The following is a 17,149-nucleotide window of genomic DNA, read 5'->3' on the forward strand; positions in this document are numbered from 1 at the left end:
CCCCGGCCGGCGGCGGCTACTTGCGGTCGCCCTTGGCGCTGATGGACCCCATGCCCGACACCGAGCGCTGCACGCTGGGGTTGCCGAAGTAGTCGACCGAGCCGATGCCGGAGATGTGGGCGGAGAGGTCGTCCGTCACCCACAGCACCACGTTGCCGATGCCGCTCACGTTGACCCGCGCCCGCTGGGCCTGCAGGCGGTCGGCGACGACCTTGCCCTTGCCGGAGATCTGCAGCGCCAGGTCGTCCACGCGGCCGCCGAGCTGGCCTTCGCCCGCGCCGCTGATGCCGAACGTGAGCTGGCGCGCCTGCAGATGGTCCAGCCGCACGTTGCCGGCACCGCTGATGGTCAGCTTGAGCTGGTCGGTGCGCAGCGGGCCGGGCGCGTGCACGTCGCTCGCACCGGAGACCGACAGCTGGCGCAGCTGGCGGACTTCCACCTGCACGAACAGCTTGTCGCTCTGCCAGAACTTCCAGCCGCCGGCCGGGTGGATGATGAGCTGGCGGCCGGCCAGCTCGACCTTGACGCCGCGCTGCACCTCGTCGTCGCCGGCGATGAAGACCTGGTCGCGCTCGGCCTGCACGACGAGCACGCGCGCCGCGCCGCCCAATTCGACGCGATCGAAGGCGCCCGGCGCGTAGACCTTGCCCGGGCCCGCCGGCGGGGCCGGAGGCGCTGGCGGGGCGGGCGGCGCGGGCCGCTCCGCTTTCTCGGGCCTCTCGGGCCTCTCGGGCTTCTCGGCCCGCTCCGGCCTTTCGGGGCGTTCGGCCCGTTCCGCCTGTTCCGGCCGTTCCGGTCTTTCGAACGTCTGCGCCTGAACCAGACCGGTGGCGACCACCAACGCGAGCCACCAGGTCTTCACAGCGACTGCTCCCTCAGCATCTTGGACACCTCGCGGTTGGCCGTGATGCGCGAGCCGTCGCGCAGCTGCACGACCAGCTGCGAGTTCTCGTCGGGCGTCATGCTCTCGACGAAATCCAGGTTGACGATGCAGCCGCGCTGCACGCGCAGGAAGCGGGTCGGGTCCAGCCGCGTCTCGAAGCTGGCGATGGGCAGGCGCACCAGGAAGCTGCGGCCCTTGCTGGTGATGGCGGTGTACTTGTTATCGGAGCGCAGGCTCTCGATGTCGCCCACCTGCAGCGGGAAGATCTTGCCCTGGTCACGCACGAGCAGCCGGGTCAGCGGCGCATCGGCCGGCGCGCCCAGCGCCTGGGCCACGTCGGCGGCACTGGGGGCGGCGTCGCGCAGCGCATGGGCCACGGCCTCGTCGAAACGCTCGCGCGAGAAGGGCTTGAGCAGGTAGTCCACCGCATGCAGCTCGAAGGCCGTCAGCGCATGCTGGTCATAGGCCGTCGTGAAGATGATGCGCGGCTGGTGAGCGTCGCCTTGCAGCGCCTGCACCACCTGCAGGCCCGTCAGCCCTGGCATCTGGATGTCGGTCAGCACCAGGGCCGGCTTCAGCGCCCGGATCTGCGCGAGCGCCTCCTCGCCGTCCTCGCAGACGGCGACCAGCTGCAGGCCCGGCGTGGCCTTCACCCAGTCGGCCAGCGCCTCGGCGGCCAGGTGTTCGTCTTCGGCGATGAGAACGGTGGTGGGGGTCATACCTGAGGAATGAAGAGGTCGACGCGAAACCCCGCGCCGGGAGCGGTGTGGATGCGCAGGCGGGCCTGCCCGTCGTAGTCGAGTGCGAAGCGCTTCTTCAGCGCCGCCAGGCCCACGCCGCGGCGCTGGCCCGGCCTGGGCTCCAGCGCCGCGGGCTCGCAGCCCGGGCCGTCGTCGGCCACGGCCAGGTCCAGGCCGTGGTTGAGCGCATTGCGGCGCGCGGTGATGGTCACGCAGCCGCCGCCCTTGCGCGGCGCCACGGCGTGCAGGATGGAGTTCTCCACCAGCGGCTGCAGCGTCAGCGGCGGCAGCTCGTCGGCCATCACGCGCTCCTCCAGCTGCCAGTCCACGCGCAGCCGCTGCCCCAGCCGCAGCGCCTCCAGCGCCAGGTAGTCGCGCAGGAAATCGATCTCGTCGGACAGCATCACGCGGTCCTCGGCGCCGCGCTTGGTGTCCAGCACATAGCGCAGCATGGACGCGAACTTCAGCAGCGCGGCCTCGGCCGCGGCCGGGTCCTTGCGGGTCAGCGCGATCAGCGAGTTCAGCGTGTTGAACAGGAAATGCGGGTTCAGCTTGCCGCTGATGGCCGACAGCTCGGCCCTGGCCAACGCGCTCTCGGCCTGTGCCGCGGCGACCGCTGCCGAACGCGCGGCGCGCGACTGCAGCACCGCCGTGAAGGCCGTGGCAATGGCTGCGTAGACCACCAGCCCCCACACCGAACGCCACAACAGCCCGGCGATCAGCACCGCGCCGGCATGGTCCGCACCGAACAGCGCGGCATTGACGGCGAACTCGCCCGCCTGCCACAGCGCCGAGAACACGAATGCCGCCAGCACATGGGCCATCGCCGTCGCTGCCGAGCCGGCGTCGCTGGCATGCAGGCGGCGCGCCAGCGGCCACACGCCGACGCCCAGCAGCATCGGCGCCCACAGCATGGTGGTGGCCTGGTAGACGGCCAGCCAGAACGGGTCCAGCCCGCGGTCGAACTCGCTGCCGGCCAGCACGAACAGGCACCAGGCCAGCGCGCAGCCACCGGCATACGCGAGCCACAGCCGCGCATTCGGGCGGCGGCGGCTGTGGCGGGGGCTGGGCGAGTTCATGGCTTCATCTTAGGGAGGCCGGGCGGGCGGCCGCTGGGTGGCGAGACGAAGTGCGGGCCCCGGGGTGCGGGATGCGGTCTCCGGGGTGTTGCTGACGCCCGTGATGGGGTCGGCCGGCATAATTCGCACCCTTCCCCATCGAATTCGGACGAGCGTCATGGCCAGCGTCAACAAAGTCATCATCATCGGCAACGTCGGCAAAGACCCCGAAGTTCGCTACAACCCCAGCGGCGGCGCCTGGTGCACGCTGAGCCTGGCCACCACGCGCAACTGGAAGAACCGCGAGACCGGCGAACGCCAGGAAGAGACCGAATGGCACCGCGTCGTCTTCAACGACCGCCTGGCCGAGATCGTCGGCGAGTACGTCAAGAAGGGCCGCCCGCTGTACGTCGAAGGCCGCCTGAAGACCCGCAAGTGGCAGGACAAGGAAGGCCGCGACACCTACACCACCGAGATCATTGCCCAGGAGATGCAGCTGCTGGGTGGTCGTGAAGGCATGGGCGGTGGCGGCGATGAGGGCGGTGGCGGCAGCTACGGTCGTGGGGCTGGTGCTGGCGGCGGCGGTGGTGGTGACGAGTACGGCGGTGGCCGCCCAGCGGCACGTCCTGCTGCGGCCCAGCGCCCGGCGGCTCCGCGGGCACCGGCCCCGGCGCCCAAGGCGTCGACAGGGTTTGATGATATGGATGACGATATTCCGTTCTGATAGAAAGCTTCCGTGGAACAACGGCACCAGTCCTCGCGGACGGTGCCGTTTTTCTTTCCTGATTAGCAAGCCGCCTCAGCAAACCCACCGTCAGCGCCGTCGAGGCAATCGCGGTCGCCGGTTCATTCATAGAGGCGCAACGGCCGATACTGCGTTGACCGACATCGGTCCGACATGGTTTGCTGAGGCAGGTTCATAGTTATGTTTTCTTTATCTACACATTTTGCTGATCCAGCGCTATTCGTATTTTCGGCCACTTGATCGACCGCGCTCTTACACTGACAACGTGCTAGCATAAAGGCTGGACATGGGTGTTTTGGTTCGCACGCCGCGCGAGCGGAGGGCCGGGTTCGATTCCCGGATGTCAAAGCGGTCTTTCAATCGACTGCTTTGACATCTGATTTGACTGCGCTTTAGCACTTCAATATGGCTTCGGTGCCAACGACAGTATCTTTACCGAGTGAAGCAGATTTGACGTCGCATATCGTCAATGTGCGACGGTATCACGAGGAGAATTTCTCTGAAGTGCAAGATGCGCTGACTCACGTTCAACGTGAGTTATATAGAGCCACCCAATCCGAATCTCCCTCGGAAAGAACTATTACACGCCTATACACCATGCTGTCAGGCGTGTGGTGCGAAGCCCGTCTGCACAAATTGCTTTATGAACAAGGCGCTTTTGAAGACGCTGAGCGTGCGGTCATATATGCTCAAAGCAGTGTCGAGCAAAAGTGGAAGAAGGCCTTAGACGTTGCATTCCGCAAACACCACGGCATTCCTCATCAGGTGGCGCTCAGCTCGGAAATTGTCGATTTCTCTCGATTGAAAATTTACGAGCAGGTGTTGGAGTGGATTGAAAAGTACTTTGTATCAGTCATCGAACTCAGAAATAAAATTGCGCATGGTCAATGGGCAAAGCCGTTTATCAACCATCAAGCCGGCTGGTCCAGCAGCTTAGATTTTAAAATCGCAAACAATTCAATTGCGGCCCTAAAGGGCGAGAATCTTTTAACAATTGAGCGCAAGACAAAGCTGCTTCAGGACATAGCAGTCGCGATTAACAATCTAGCCGTGGACGGCCAGAGATACGGCGCCACAGATTTTGACCAGCAATATAAGCGTATCCACAGCGCCATTAAATCTCTTGAAAACGCTGATTTCCCGTCACACCGGCAGAAGTTGATTGACGGGTATAAAAATTCGGCGCTCCAAGCAAACGCTGGCGTTTGCATATAGCTGTCAAGACCCGCCTTTTTATGGCACCTTCACGGCCGATGGCCGATGCTCGAAGCTGAGCACCCGAGCCAGCCGCCGGCCTCGCGCTTCCACAGGTGCACGAACTTCGCGCTCCTCCGAGCCGGGTTCGCCCTTGCGGGCAAAGACATGCCGACCATCTGCACGGCGCCGCCCTATATGGGATAGACCTCCAGGCTCCCCGGGACCAGCGTGCGCGTGACGCCGATGTCGCGCGGGCAGGACTTCAGGACCTTCACGGCTCGCCAAAACTGGCGCCCGCCTTGTCGCGATTGAACTCGGCGTCCTCCGTGAATAGGGCCCTGAACCTGCCCGAGTCGCAGGTCACGAAGGCCGCGTCGAAGAGCGCTGCGTCCATGCTGGCGAGCTCGTCATGGGATCACGAACCGAATGGCGAGTCCGGAAGTCATGATCGTGCACTACTTCTATACAACTAGTGCACTTTGCTACCATCCCCACATGCCAGCCCAAAGCCGCGCCACCAAGCTGCTGCGCCTTGCCGCAAAGCAACCAGCGCTGTCCGCACGGGAACTGAACGAGGCTGGGTTCCCAGCGCGCACGCTCTCGCGCATGACGGCCAGTGGTCATCTCCGCCGGGTCGGCCGTGGGCTTTACGCCGGCACAGACACGCCGCCAAGCGCGCATCAGTCCGCCATCGAGGTGAGCAAGCTCGCGCCCAGGGCCGTGCTCTGCTTGCTGTCCGCGCTGGAGATCCATGGCATCGGTGTCCAGGCTCCGTTCGAGGTCTGGATCGCTCTGCCGGCCGGCACCCATGCCCCCAAGGGCAGCACTGCAGCCCTGCGCGTCACGCGCCTGTCTGGCGCCGCCTTCACCGAAGGCATCGAGACCCACGTGCTCGACGGCGCGCCGGTGCGCGTCTATTCCCTCGCCAAGACCATCACCGACTGCTTCAAGCTGCGCGGCAAGGTGGGGCTGGACGTCGCGCTCGAAGCGCTGCGCGAAGCCTGGACGGAGCGCAAGGTGACGATGGACGAGCTGTGGAGCTTCGCCCAGATCAACCGCATGACCAACGTGATGCGGCCGTACCTGGAGGCGCTGGCGGCGTGAGTGCCGACCGCTCTGCATCCGTGCTCGCCCGGCTGCTGAACCGGTCGCGCAGCACGGGCGAAAACTTCAACCTGCTGCTCTCGCGCTTCGTGATCGAGCGGCTGCTCTACCGGCTCTCGGTGTCGCCGCACGCCGGCCACTTTGTGCTCAAAGGCGCACTGCTGTTTGCGCTCTGGTACGACACGCCGCACCGGCCGACAAGGGACGCGGATCTGCTGGGCTTTGGTGCCGACGACGAAGAGACGCTCCGGGGCCGCTTCACCGACATCTGCGCCATAGCCGCCGAGGACGGTGTTCGGTACGACACCCAAAGCATGCGCATCGCCCCGATCCGCGAAGGCAAGGTCTACGGCGGGCTGCGTCTGACCGTGACAGCGTTCATCGGCAATGCCCGCCTGCCCGTGCAGGTGGACATCGGCTTCGGCGACGCCATCACTCCCGCGCCAGAGAGGGTCGACTACCCCACCCTGCTCGACGACCTGGCCGCGCCCTCTCTGCGCACCTATCCCATCTACACGGTGATCGCCGAGAAGTTCCATGCGATGGCTGTGCTCGGCATGAACAACACCCGGATGAAGGACTTCTTCGACCTGGCCGTCATCGCACGCACGTCTGAACTGGATGGCGACACCCTGGCCAGCGCCCTGCAAGCTACGTTCGAGCGCCGGGCAACCGCAACGCCCGACACCAGCCCTGTAGCGTTGACGCCAGCCTTCGCCACCGATCCCGCGAAGATGAAGCAATGGCGGGCCTTCCTGTCCAAGGCCGGGCTCAAGGACCAAGCGCTGGCGGACGTGGCGGCACTGATTGGCGATCTCCTGCTGCTACCGATGCGGGCCGCAGCAAGGGGTGCCCGAATCGACGCAGTCTGGAATCCAGCCTCAGGCCAGTGGACAGAGCGCTGATGGGTCTTGGCTCGCCGAGCGGGCCGACCATCGCTGCCCGCACTCCGCCGGCACCCTCTCCGACGATCACGTTCCACAGCTTGTCGGTCTCGGCCTGGTCCTCCGTCTCGATCTGGCACGAGGACGCCTCGCTGTGCCTGAACTCGAGGCCGCCGTTCAGGCCGATGCAAGGGATGCCGAAATCAGCGAACTCGACCGTGATCACGTGACTTAAGGCGCCCTGGCCGCCGAGGGCCGATGGTCGAAGCTCAGCACCCGCGCCAGCCGCCACCCCCCAGCTTCGCGTTTCCACAGGTGCACGAACTTCGCCTCTTCCGAACCGGGTTCGCCCTTGCGGGCAAAGATGTGCCGGCCCGTCTGCACGGCGCCATAGCCTTGCATCGGATAGACCTCTAGGCTTCTCGGGACGAGCGTGCGGGTGACGCCGTTGTCGCGAGGGCATGACTTCAAGACCTTCGCCGCCTCACCAAAACTGGCGCCGGTCTTGTCGTGATAGAACTCGGCGTCCTCCGTGAAGAGGGCCCTGAACCTGCCCGCGTCGCAGGTCACGAAGGCCGCCTCGAAGAGCGCGGCGTCCATGCCGGCGAGTTCGTCGTAGAGCGGTCCTGAATGGGCGGTGTCCTGCGCCAGACAGGGCAGGGACAGGGCCGCCGACAAGAGGCCGGCCATTGTCAAAACGGAGCGCATGGTTATTCCCTGGGGGGCTGCAACCGGCGCAGTTTGCAAAGCTCACCCTTGCTTGGCGCGCAGCAAGCGATGAAACGCGCGTTCCGGCGGCTGTGCCGGAGATGTGCCGGAGATGTGCCGGAGATGTGCCGGAGATTAGCCGGACGGCCGTCGCCCTGAGCCGCATCCCAGCCTACAACCGCCCCATCAGCAGCAGCACCACGAGGATCACCAGCACCAGCCCGAGGCCGCCGGAGGGCCCGTAGCCCCAGCCGCGGCTGTGCGGCCACGCCGGGATGACGCCGATGAGCAGAAGAACGACAAGGATCAAAAGGATGGTGCCAACACTCATGATGTGTCTCCTGGTGGTGATGGGCCACTGATGAGCGGGTGGCCGGCCGTGGCTCGAATGTCGGCTGCCCATGCAGGCGCGGGTGTAGGAACGGAGCGCGAACCACCCGTAGGCAGCCAGGCCGATCGCTCAGCTGCGCCGCGGTTTCATCGACAGCGCCACGACGGCGATCCCCGCCGCGACCACCAGCGCGTCTTCGATCAGCCCGCTGCGGGTCTGGCCGATGCGACTCATGGCCTGCTTGCGGGCCGCCAGCGTGGCGTAGGCCAGCGGGACGGCGGTGCCCACCGCGGCAGCAGCGCCTGCGCGCTCCCGGCCCTGCGGCGCCAGGGCCGCGCCGGCGATGCCCGCACTCATGACGCGCGCCAGCAGCCCCAGGAAGACGGTGCGGTCGGGCGCCGATTTCATCTTGTCGCCCAGCAACTCGCCCGCCCCCATGGCCAGTGCGCCGTACTTCACCACCGGGTGGTCCAGCAGGACGAGCTGGCCCGGCGTTCGGCGCCCGGCAAGGCGGGCGGCGGCGATGGAGGCCATGGGCGTCATCGAGCGTGAGCTCGCCACGGCGCCGATCAGGACGGAGGAGAGAAGGCTGCGGAGGTTCATGGTGTGTCGCCTTTCAAGGGGCGTGCAGGGCGGGCCGAATGGCGCGATCAGCGCGCCGCCTTCACGGGCGCCGAGGCCGCCAGCGCGCGCTCGCAGGCCGCCTTTTCAGCGCCGCTGCGCGCGAGGCACCGAGCCGCGTCGTCGTTGACGGTGCCTGGCCTGCTGCCGGCAGGCGCCGAGGCGCTGAGGGCGGGCAAGGTGCTGTTCCGGGACTTGAGCGGCACGGAGATCTGCGGGATCACCCGTTCCTCGGGCCGCTGCACGCCGGGCTCCTTGGCGTTCTCGGCCGCGGTGATGGCCGGGTTGCGGGCCGGCATCGCCCGTGAGGCCGCGCCGGCGGGCGTGGGCGCCGAAGCAGCCGACGCGGCAGGCACGGTCGATTGGGCGCTTGCAGCGCCGGCGACCCCCGCCGCCACGATGCCGCCGAGGATGAAGCCGTGGACGAATCTCATGGGGCACCGCGCAGGTCAGTTGCGATGCGGTCAGTCTCCCGCCGCGCGCGGCGCCTGCTTGTAGGAGGCCGGCTTGCGATCCATGGCGCGGCTTCCGATACCGGCCGGGCAAGCGCCCTTCAAGAGCCCCTCAAGACACGCCCAGGCTGCGCGCTGCCAGGCCGCCCCGCAGCACGGCCACGCCGTCCAGCAGCCGCAGCAGCACCCAGCCCAAGGCCACGCAAACCCACACCGCCCACAGCACGTGGCTGAGGAAGTGGGCCCCGCGGGCCAGCTGGGCCAAGCTGGCCAGGCCGATGCTCAGCGCCACCAGCGCCCAGGCGCGCCGGCCCCAGATCCAGGCGAACGGGGCGAATGCGGCCGCGCCGGCGGTGTGGCCGGACGGGAAGCAGTGGCCCGGGCCGCCGTCGCCGCGGGTCCAGTCCCAGTGCGACACCCAGGGCGCGCTGCCGCCGAAATCCTGCAGGCTCCACGGGCAGCTGCTGTGGCTCAGGCTCTTCAGCGCCGGCACGACGACCAGCAGCAACAGGCCGGCGATCAGCGCCTGGCGCCGCGCGCGGCGCGACGGGCCGCGCGCCGCCGGCTGCCGGCGCCAGGCATCCAGGGCCAGGCCCAGCCAGACGGCGATCCACAGGTTGCGCAGGCCGCCGTGCAGCAGATCGCGCGACCAGAAGGCCTCACGGGCCGCAAATCCCGCCGCGTTGCCGAAGCAGCGTGCGAACGCCATATCCAGCCCGCTGGCATCCCAGGCCACCACCAGCAACAAGCCGGCGGCAAGGCCGAGGACAGTGCGGCGGTGCTGGGCGGCGGCGGACGGTGCAAACGGCATGGCCGCCATTGCAGGGCGCGTCGCTGAAGCGAGCCTGAAGCGCCCGCGTGCTACGGTGGCGGCATGAGGCTGTTACTGCTCGAAGACGACCCCATCCTGGGGGAGGGGCTGCGCGACTACCTGGCCGCGGAAGGCCACGTCGTCGACTGGTGCCGCAACCTGGCGACCGCCCGCGCGACGCTGCATGGCGAGCCCTTCGACGCCTGGCTGCTGGACTGGCAGCTGCCCGACGGCTCGGGCCGGCTGTGGCTGAGCGAGCTGCGCCGCGCCGGCCAGCAGACCCCCGCGCTGCTGCTGACCGCGCGCGACGCGCTGGCCGACCGCATCGACGGCCTGGACGCCGGCGCCGACGACTACCTGGTGAAGCCCTTCGCACCTGAGGAGCTGGCCGCCCGGTTGCGCGGGCTGCTGCGCCGCCAGCAGGGCGGCGCCCAGGGCCTGCGCCTGCAGCATGGCGTGCAGGTGGACCTGGCAGGCCGGCGGGCCTGGTTCGGCGGCGCGGCCGTGGAGCTGACGGCGCGCGAATGGGCGGTGCTGGAGGCGTTGGGCCTGCGCGCCGGCCGCTGGGTGGGCAAGGAGGCACTGGAACGCCTGGTGCTCGGCTTCAGCGCCGAGCCGGCCGCCAGCAATGCGCTGGAGGTGCATGTGGCCAACCTGCGGCGCAAGCTGGGCCGCGACAGCATCGAGTCGCGCCGCGGCATGGGCTACCGCGTGCACGCCGAAGCGGGCCATGGCTGAGCCGCCGCCGCTCGCGTCGATTTCCCGCCGCCTGCTGTGGGTTACGGGGCTGGGCAGCCTGCTCATCGCGCTGGCCGTCACCGCAGCGGCGGCCCTGACGGTGGACGCCGAGGTGGACGAGCTGCTCGACGACGGCCTGAAGGCCAGCGCCGCGCAGCTGAGCCCGCTGCTGCTGGAGTCCGGCGCCGCGGCCCACCCGACGCCGGCCGACGGGGACGATGAGCTGCGCTTCGCCTGGGCGTGGTTCGACACCGCCGGCCGCCTGGTGCGCGCCAGCCCGGGCGCACAGCCGGTCGACTGGCAGCCGTTGGCGCCCGGCTTTGCGGACCGGCGGCACTGGCGGCTCTACGGCCTGGGCCTGCAAGGCGGCCGGGGCCTGCTGGTGGTGGCCCAGACGCGGGCCGAACGCAAGGAGGTGCGGCGCGAGGTGGCCAGCCATGCGCTGCTGGCCGCGCTGGCGCTGGCGCTGCTGGGCCTGCCGCTGCTGGCCTGGCGAGCGCAGCAGGAACTGCGGCCGCTGCGGCGCCTGGCGGCCGCCCTGGCCGGGTTCGACGCCGCGAAGACCGACCCGCGCGAGCTGGCGGCACAGCTGGGCCCGCCCGCGAGCGCCGAGCTGTGGCCCGTGCATGACGCACTGCGGCAGATCGGCGAGCGCCTGGGCCAGCGGCTGGCGCTGGAGCGTGAGTTCACGGCGCAGTCGGCGCACCTGTTGCGCACGCCGCTGGCGGGCATGGAGGCGCAGCTGGCCGTGGCCCTGAAGGAGCTGCCCGGCCAGCCGCGGCTGCAGCGCGTGCGGGACGCGAGCCGGCGCCTGCAACACCTGCTGCTGGCGCTGCTGCGGCTGTTCCGCAGCACGCCGGACCTGCGGCGCGAGCCGCTGGACGCCCGCGCACTGCTGGCGGGGCTGCCGCTGGGCGACTTGCAGCTGCAGGAGGGCCCGCCCTGCCCGCTGGATGCCGACGCCGAGCTGCTGGCGGCGGCGCTGCTGAACCTGGTCGACAACGCGCAGCGCCACGGCGCGACGCGGCTGTGGCTGGCCCAGCCGCACGACGGCGCGCTGTTGTTGACCGACGACGGCACCGGCCTCAGCGACGCCGAGCGCCAGGCGCTGCGGCAGCGCCTGGCCGCGGGCTCGCCCGACCAGGGCCTGGGCCTGCGCCTGGCCCAACGGGTGGCCGACGCCCATGGCGGCGGACTGGCGTTGCCCGACAGCCCCGCGGGCTTCGCGGTGCTGCTGGACCTGCGCGCCGCGGGCGGGGGCTGAGCCCGTCAGCCGCCCCGCGCAGCGCCGCCGGGCGCAGGCGCGCGGCGGCGCGGGTAGCGCAGCGCCAACGTGATCAGCGGGCTCGTCATGGCCGTGGTGGCCAGCGCCATGACCAGCAGGATGGTGAACATGTCGGGCCCGATGAGGCCGACGTCCAGCCCCACCTTCATGACGATCAGCTCCATCAGGCCGCGCGCGTTCATCAGCGCGCCGGTGGCCAGGCTCTGCGGGCCGTCGAGCCCTGCCACGCGCGCACCCAGCCAGCCGCCGGCCAGCTTGCCGACCGTGGCCACCGCCACCACCAGCAGCATGGCGCCCAGCGCGCCGCCGACGAAGGCCGAGCGCGTCGTCGACAGCCCGGCCAGCGCAAAGAACAGCGGCATCAGCAGCACGATGGACAGCGGCTCCACGCGTTGCGCCACCGACTGCAGCAGGCGGTCGTCGCGCGGCAGCGCGGCGCCGAACAGGAAGGCACCGAACACGGCATGCAGGTGCAACCACTCGGTGGCGGCGGCGCAGGCCAGCAGGCCCAGCATCAGCGCCGCCAGCACGGCCAGAGAGGGCTCGCCGTCGGGCGCGCGGGCAGCCAGCAGCCGGGCGTAGAGCGGGCGCACGACGAGGTAGAGGACCGCCAGCAGCGCCACGGTGCCGCCGACGATGCGGGCCAGGGCGGCATGGCCCTCGCCGGCCCCGGCGATGGCGACGACCAGCGCCAGCAGGATCCACGCGAACACGTCGACGATGGCGGCGCCGGCCAGGGCCAGCTGGCCGAAGCGGGTCTGCGTCATGCCGCGGTCCTTGAGGATGCGCGCCATGACCGGGAAGGCGGTGATGGACACCGCCGCCGTCATGAAAAGCGCGAACGGCCAGAAGCCCACGCCGGCCGGCGCCAGGCCAGGGTGCAGCGCCGGCGTGATGGCCAGGGCCAGCGCGGCCGGCACCAGCACGCTGAGCAGCCCCACGCTGCCGGCGGCGCGCAGCTGCGAGCGCAGCCCGCCCGGCGCGCGGATCTCCAGCCCGACGACGAACATGAAGAGCACCAGGCCCAGCGTGGCCAGCGCGTTCAGGCCGCCCAGCAGCGGCTTGGCGAACAGCTGCGCATGCAGCTCGGGCAGGTGCACGCCCATCACGGCCGGGCCGAGGATGAGGCCGGCCGCCATCTCGCCGACGACCTGCGGCTGTCCGAGGTGGCGCAGCAGCCAGCCGCAGGCCCGGGCCACGCCGAGGATGACGATGAGCTGGAGAAGCAGGGTGGTCGTGGTCATCGCAGCGCTGAACAGGGCGCGGGATTCTAGGTTCACCCCTTCCGGCAAGCGCATAGCCAAGCCGTGGTGCAACTGCTCTAATGCCCCAAACAATGGGAGTCCCGGGAGGATCCGCGCATGGAAGCAGAAGCACTGGCCTTGATGGCGAGCCAGTCACCGGACGCGCTGATCCTGCTGAACGGCGCGGGGCATGTCGTGCACTGGAGCAGCGGCGCCCAGGCGATCTTCGGCTACGGCATCGACGAGGTGCGCGACCGCTCGCTGAACGAGCTCGTCATTCCCATCGATCGCGTCGAGGAACAGCGCCAGCGGCTGGCCGAAGCGCTCTCCGTCGGCGGTGGCACCTTTGAGTCGGTGCGCCGCCGCAAGGACGGATCGCTGCTGTACGTAGACGTGTCGACGCGGCGGGTGCATTCGGCCAGCGGCACGGCGTTCATCCTCGTGGCCGAGAAGGACGTGACGCTCATCAAGGTGCAGCGCGATGCCAAGCTGATGGAGGAGCGCTTTCGCGACCTGCTCGAATCCATGCCCGACGGCATCGTGATGGCCAACTCCACCGGGCACATCGTCATCGCCAACAGCCAGGCCGAACGGCTGTTCGGCTACGAGTCGGGCGAGCTGCGCGGCCGCTCGGTCGACACGCTGCTGCCCGCGCGCTACCGGCATGCGCATGTGGGCCACCGCTCCAACTACTTCCTGCAGCCGCGCAAGCGCGCGATGGGTTCGGGGCTGGACCTCGCCGGCCTGCGCAAGGACAGCAGCGAGTTCCCGATCGAGATCAGCCTGAGCCCGCTGCGCACCGAGGAGAGCGCGTTCGTCATGAGCGCGATCCGCGACATCAGCGAGCGCAAGCGCTTCGAGAAGGCGCTGCAGGAGAAGAACCAGGAGCTGGCCAGCGCCAACCAGGCGAAGGACCATTTCCTCGCCGGCATGAGCCACGAGCTGCGCACGCCTCTGAACGCCATCATCGGCTTCACCGGCACGCTACTGATGAAGCTGCCCGGCCCGCTGAACGAAGAGCAGCAGAAACAGCTGCGCACGGTGCAGACGAGCGCGCGCCACCTGCTGGCGTTGATCAACGACCTGCTGGACGTGTCCAAGATCGAGGCCGGCAAGGTGGGGCTGGCGTTCGAAGCGGTGGACTGCAAGGCCGTCATCGACGAAGTGGAGGCCGCGCTGCGGCCGCAGGCCCAGGACAAGGGGCTGGCGTTCACGGTCAGCGCTCCCGACCATCCGGCCATCATCCAGACCGACCGGCGCGCGCTGAGCCAGATCGTCTTCAATCTGGCGGGCAACGCCATCAAGTTCACCGACCACGGCAGCGTGAGCCTGAACCTGTCTGTGGACGTGATGCCGGACACCGGCCTGCCCTGCACGGTGATCCGCGTCGACGACAGCGGCGTGGGCATCCCGCTGGCCGACCACGACAAGCTGTTCGGCGCGTTCAGCCGCATCAACACCGCCCGCCCCAACGCACCGGACGGCACGGGGCTGGGCCTGCACCTGAGCCAGAAGCTGGCCGAGCTGCTCGGCGGCAAGATCGTCTTCCGCAGCGAAAGCGGCGAGGGCAGCAGCTTCTCCCTCGTGCTGCCCGGAGCCTGAAGATGGCGGCACGCATCCTCGTCATCGAAGACAACGCGGCCAACCTGGAGCTGGCGCGCTACCTGCTGTCATACGGCGGCTACACCGTGCTGGAGGCGCGCGACGGCGCACAAGGCGTCGACGTGGCGCTGCGAGAAAGGCCGGACCTGATCGTCTGCGACCTGCAGATGCCGCTGCTCGACGGCTACCAGGCGCTGGCCCTGCTGCGCGAGCACCCCGAATGCGCTGGCATGGCGGTGGTGGCGGTGACGGCGTTCTCCATGCCCAACGACCGGCAGAAGGTGATGACGGCCGGCTTCAACGGCTACCTGTCCAAGCCCATCGAGCCGGAGAACTTCGTGGCGCAGATCGAGGCCTTCCTGCCGGCGGCCTTGCGGGCGTCGCCAAGATCCGCCCCGGGCGCCTGAGGTTGCAGCGATGGCCACGGTCCTTGTCGTCGACGACCAAGCCTCCAACCGCGAGTTGATCGTCACGCTGCTGAAGTACGCCGGCCATGTGCCGCTGGAAGCCGCGGACGGCCAGCAGGCGCTGGCGCAGGTGCGCACGGCGCGGCCGGCGCTGGTGATCTGCGACATCCTGATGCCGAAGATGGACGGCTACGAGTTCGTGCGGCAGCTGCGCGCCGAGCCGAGCATCGCGCGCACCGAGGTGATCTTCTACACCGCCACCTTCCTGGAGCGCGAGGCACGCAGCCTGGCGCTGGCCTGCGGCGTCTCCACGGTGCTGATCAAGCCCACCGAGCCGGAGGAGCTGCTGCGCACCATCGCGCAGGCACTGGACGGCGCGACGGCGGCCCGGCCCGCGCCGCTGGAGGTGCACTTCGACCGCGAGCACCTGCGCCTGCTGACCGACAAGCTCACGGCGAAGGTCAACGAGCTGCAGAGCGCCAACCAGCGGCTGTCCGCGCTCACCGAGCTGAACCTGGAGCTGGCCTCGGAGCACGACCCGCACGTCATGCTCGACAAGGTCTGCCGCGGCGCCCGCGACCTGCTGGGCGCAAGCTACGCCGTGCTGGTCGTGCGGGACAAGCATGACGGCGGCTTGGTGCGGGTGAGCAGCTGGGGCCTGACGCCGGCCCAGGCGCAAAGCCTGCAATCGCGCGCCACCGATACCGGCCTGCGGGGCCCGACGGCGACCGACAGCCGCGCCAGGCGCTTCACCCGCCAGGACGGCCACCCGGCCGACATCGACCTGCCGGCCGAACTGCCCCCGCTGCACAACGGCTTGATCGCACCCATCATGTCGCCGCAAGGCGCCTACGGCTGGGTACTGCTGGTCGACAAGCTCCGGGCCGACGGCTTCACGGACGCGGACGAACGCATCCTGTCCAGCTACGCCGCACAGGCCGGCCGCATCTATGAGAACGGCAGCCTGTACCAGAAGATCAAGCACGCCGCGCAACAGCTGGAGGCCGAGGTCGAGGAGCGCAAGCGCGCCGCGCAGGAGCTGCGGTTCGCCAATGAGACGCTGGAGCAGCGCGTGCTTCAGCGCACCGCCGAACTGCGCGACGTCATCGAAGGCCTGGAGAGCTTCAACCGCAGCGTGTCGCACGACCTGCGCGGCCCGCTCGGCGGCATTGCGGGTGCCGCGCGGCTGGCGCAGGAGTTCGTCGTGAGCCAGCAGCCCGACAAGGCCATCAAGTTCCTCCAGGTCATCGCCGCCCAGGCGGAAACCACGGGGCATTTGGTCGACGCCCTGCTGGCTCTCGCACGGGCAAGTGAAGCGAGCCTGTCCGTCGAGCCGGTCGACATGGACGCGCTGGCCGCCGAGGTGGTCGCGTCGCTGCGGCGGCTGCCCGACGAGGCCTCACCGCCGGTGGTCATCGAGCCGCTGGCGGCCATCGCCGCGGACCGCAAGCTGGTGCGCCAGGTGCTTGTCAACCTGATCGGCAATGCGTTGAAGTTCGCATCGGAGACCCCGCAGCCGCGGGTCCAGGTGGGCATGGCCACGACGGACGGCGCGCCGGTGTTTTTCGTGCGCGACAACGGCGTGGGCTTCGACGCCGACAAGGCGCAGCGGCTGTTCAGGCCCTTCCACCGCCTGCACGACGCCCGCTTCGAGGGCTCGGGCGTGGGCTTGTCCATCGTCAAGAAGATCGTCGAACGCCATGGCGGCAAGGTCTGGGCGGACAGCACGCCTGGCCAGGGCGCCACCTTCTATTTCAGCTTCGGCTGGCCCTGAAGCGCGCCTGCGGGGATCGCGTGCGTGACCGGGCCGCGGCTCATACTCCGGCATGAAACTCGCAGTGGCCGTTCTTTTCGATAGCACGCAGGCCCGTGCCGCCGCAGTGGCCTTTGACGCCTGGGATGCCGCGGAAGCGACGAAGACGTTCGTCTCTCGCATCACTCACGTCGAGAAGGCCCCGCGAGGAGCGCTCGACCTGCGCGAACTGCCCTGTGTGATGCAGCTGCTGCGCGAGCACGACCTGGAGCCGGAGCTCATCCTGATGGACGGCTTCGTGCATCTGGATGCCGACGAAACGCCGGGCCTGGGCCTGCACCTGTATCAGGCGCTGGGTGGCAAGGTGCCGGTCATCGGCGTGTCGAAGAAGGGGCTGCCGGGCCTGTCGGCGCAGTTCGAGGTCATGCGGGAAGAGGAAACGCCGCCGCTGCTGGTCACGTGCGCGGGCATCGACATCGGCGCAGCCAAGGCGCGACTGCGTGCCATGCACGGCAGGAAGCGCGTGCCCACGCTGATGAAGCTGGCCACTCGCCTTGCGAAGAACAAGGATTGAATCCCCGCCGCA

General features: G+C 69.1%; 20 protein-coding genes and 1 pseudogene. 10 read left to right on the forward strand and 11 right to left on the reverse strand.

Going from position 1 to position 17,149, the window contains the following annotated elements; all coding sequences use genetic code 11:
- Nucleotides 1–16: 16 nt before the first annotated feature.
- Genes ASD35_RS14240 through ASD35_RS14250 form a run of 3 tightly spaced genes read right to left on the reverse strand, consistent with a single transcriptional unit; the run spans nucleotide 17 to nucleotide 2,702 of the window.
- The gene (locus ASD35_RS14240) at nucleotides 17–862 is read right to left on the reverse strand and encodes a head GIN domain-containing protein (protein WP_056875605.1); all 846 of its coding nucleotides are present in this window, start codon (nucleotides 860–862) and stop codon (nucleotides 17–19) included.
- On the reverse strand, nucleotides 859–1,602 hold the full coding sequence (locus ASD35_RS14245) for a LytTR family DNA-binding domain-containing protein (RefSeq protein WP_056875606.1): 744 nt from the start codon (nucleotides 1,600–1,602) through the stop codon (nucleotides 859–861). Before ASD35_RS14245 ends, ASD35_RS14240 begins: the two co-directional genes overlap by 4 nt.
- Entirely contained in the window at nucleotides 1,599–2,702 is a 1,104-nt protein-coding gene (locus ASD35_RS14250; RefSeq protein WP_056875607.1) for a sensor histidine kinase, read from the reverse strand. The genes ASD35_RS14245 and ASD35_RS14250 overlap by 4 nt, the downstream gene beginning before the upstream one ends.
- Before the next feature lie 157 nt (nucleotides 2,703–2,859).
- Here ASD35_RS14250 and ssb point away from each other — a divergent pair, with 157 nt between their 5' ends.
- Both ssb and ASD35_RS27255 read left to right on the forward strand, forming a co-directional pair.
- The gene (gene ssb / locus ASD35_RS14255) at nucleotides 2,860–3,405 is read left to right on the forward strand and encodes a single-stranded DNA-binding protein (protein ID WP_056875608.1); all 546 of its coding nucleotides are present in this window, start codon (nucleotides 2,860–2,862) and stop codon (nucleotides 3,403–3,405) included.
- A 618-nt stretch (nucleotides 3,406–4,023) separates the two neighbouring features.
- Complete coding sequence (locus ASD35_RS27255; RefSeq protein WP_235538348.1) at nucleotides 4,024–4,641, forward strand: hypothetical protein; 618 nt, start codon at nucleotides 4,024–4,026, stop codon at nucleotides 4,639–4,641.
- A 253-nt stretch (nucleotides 4,642–4,894) separates the two neighbouring features.
- Here ASD35_RS27255 and ASD35_RS28305 read toward each other — a convergent pair whose 3' ends face one another.
- Nucleotides 4,895–5,017, reverse strand: a complete 123-nt coding sequence (locus ASD35_RS28305; RefSeq protein ID WP_255354524.1) for a hypothetical protein — start codon at nucleotides 5,015–5,017, stop codon at nucleotides 4,895–4,897.
- A 101-nt stretch (nucleotides 5,018–5,118) separates the two neighbouring features.
- On the opposite strand from ASD35_RS28305, the gene ASD35_RS14260 reads away from it, so the two are divergent.
- Nucleotides 5,119–5,727, forward strand: a complete 609-nt coding sequence (locus ASD35_RS14260; protein WP_056875609.1) for a type IV toxin-antitoxin system AbiEi family antitoxin domain-containing protein — start codon at nucleotides 5,119–5,121, stop codon at nucleotides 5,725–5,727.
- Nucleotides 5,724–6,632: a nucleotidyl transferase AbiEii/AbiGii toxin family protein gene (locus ASD35_RS14265; protein WP_056875610.1), complete on the forward strand. Its 909-nt coding sequence runs from the start codon at nucleotides 5,724–5,726 to the stop codon at nucleotides 6,630–6,632. The genes ASD35_RS14260 and ASD35_RS14265 overlap by 4 nt, the downstream gene beginning before the upstream one ends.
- Before the next feature lie 109 nt (nucleotides 6,633–6,741).
- On the opposite strand, the pseudogene ASD35_RS28570 reads toward ASD35_RS14265, so the two are convergent.
- The 6 genes and pseudogenes from ASD35_RS28570 to ASD35_RS14290 form a co-directional block, all read right to left on the reverse strand.
- Nucleotides 6,742–6,924, reverse strand: a pseudogene (locus tag ASD35_RS28570) (hypothetical protein); the annotation flags it as partial.
- Nucleotides 6,843–7,319, reverse strand: a complete 477-nt coding sequence (locus ASD35_RS14275; protein ID WP_082580159.1) for a nuclear transport factor 2 family protein — start codon at nucleotides 7,317–7,319, stop codon at nucleotides 6,843–6,845. The pseudogene ASD35_RS28570 and the gene ASD35_RS14275, both read right to left, overlap by 82 nt.
- Before the next feature lie 172 nt (nucleotides 7,320–7,491).
- The gene (locus tag ASD35_RS26705) at nucleotides 7,492–7,650 is read right to left on the reverse strand and encodes a DUF3309 family protein (RefSeq protein ID WP_082580160.1); all 159 of its coding nucleotides are present in this window, start codon (nucleotides 7,648–7,650) and stop codon (nucleotides 7,492–7,494) included.
- Between the two features lie 129 nt (nucleotides 7,651–7,779).
- On the reverse strand, nucleotides 7,780–8,253 hold the full coding sequence (locus ASD35_RS14280; protein WP_056875613.1) for a hypothetical protein: 474 nt from the start codon (nucleotides 8,251–8,253) through the stop codon (nucleotides 7,780–7,782).
- Nucleotides 8,254–8,300: 47 nt separating this feature from the next.
- Nucleotides 8,301–8,705 carry a hypothetical protein gene (locus tag ASD35_RS14285; RefSeq protein ID WP_056875614.1) on the reverse strand — a complete coding sequence of 135 codons (405 nt, stop codon included), beginning with the start codon at nucleotides 8,703–8,705 and terminating at the stop codon, nucleotides 8,301–8,303.
- Between the two features lie 130 nt (nucleotides 8,706–8,835).
- The gene (locus tag ASD35_RS14290; protein ID WP_082580188.1) at nucleotides 8,836–9,534 is read right to left on the reverse strand and encodes a phosphatase PAP2 family protein; all 699 of its coding nucleotides are present in this window, start codon (nucleotides 9,532–9,534) and stop codon (nucleotides 8,836–8,838) included.
- A 63-nt stretch (nucleotides 9,535–9,597) separates the two neighbouring features.
- On the opposite strand from ASD35_RS14290, the gene ASD35_RS14295 reads away from it, so the two are divergent.
- The gene (locus ASD35_RS14295) at nucleotides 9,598–10,272 is read left to right on the forward strand and encodes a response regulator (protein WP_056875616.1); all 675 of its coding nucleotides are present in this window, start codon (nucleotides 9,598–9,600) and stop codon (nucleotides 10,270–10,272) included.
- Nucleotides 10,265–11,536, forward strand: a complete 1,272-nt coding sequence (locus ASD35_RS14300; protein WP_056875617.1) for an ATP-binding protein — start codon at nucleotides 10,265–10,267, stop codon at nucleotides 11,534–11,536. Before ASD35_RS14295 ends, ASD35_RS14300 begins: the two co-directional genes overlap by 8 nt.
- A 5-nt stretch (nucleotides 11,537–11,541) precedes the next feature.
- Here ASD35_RS14300 and ASD35_RS14305 read toward each other — a convergent pair whose 3' ends face one another.
- Complete coding sequence (locus ASD35_RS14305; RefSeq protein WP_056875618.1) at nucleotides 11,542–12,801, reverse strand: cation:proton antiporter; 1,260 nt, start codon at nucleotides 12,799–12,801, stop codon at nucleotides 11,542–11,544.
- Nucleotides 12,802–12,918: 117 nt separating this feature from the next.
- Here ASD35_RS14305 and ASD35_RS14310 point away from each other — a divergent pair, with 117 nt between their 5' ends.
- From ASD35_RS14310 to ASD35_RS14325, 4 genes are read left to right on the forward strand one after another with little or no spacing between them, the layout of a single operon-like run.
- Nucleotides 12,919–14,403 carry a PAS domain-containing sensor histidine kinase gene (locus ASD35_RS14310; RefSeq protein ID WP_056875619.1) on the forward strand — a complete coding sequence of 495 codons (1,485 nt, stop codon included), beginning with the start codon at nucleotides 12,919–12,921 and terminating at the stop codon, nucleotides 14,401–14,403.
- A gap of 2 nt (nucleotides 14,404–14,405) precedes the next feature.
- Nucleotides 14,406–14,810, forward strand: a complete 405-nt coding sequence (locus tag ASD35_RS14315; protein WP_056875620.1) for a response regulator — start codon at nucleotides 14,406–14,408, stop codon at nucleotides 14,808–14,810.
- Nucleotides 14,811–14,820: 10 nt separating this feature from the next.
- Complete coding sequence (locus ASD35_RS14320; protein WP_056875621.1) at nucleotides 14,821–16,584, forward strand: ATP-binding protein; 1,764 nt, start codon at nucleotides 14,821–14,823, stop codon at nucleotides 16,582–16,584.
- A 52-nt stretch (nucleotides 16,585–16,636) separates the two neighbouring features.
- Nucleotides 16,637–17,137 (forward strand): endonuclease V, encoded by a 501-nt coding sequence (locus ASD35_RS14325; protein ID WP_056875622.1) that lies wholly within the window; start codon nucleotides 16,637–16,639, stop codon nucleotides 17,135–17,137.
- Nucleotides 17,138–17,149 lie beyond the last annotated feature (12 nt).

This window comes from Pelomonas sp. Root1444 (genome assembly GCF_001426885.1).
GTDB lineage: Bacteria > Pseudomonadota > Gammaproteobacteria > Burkholderiales > Burkholderiaceae_C > Pelomonas.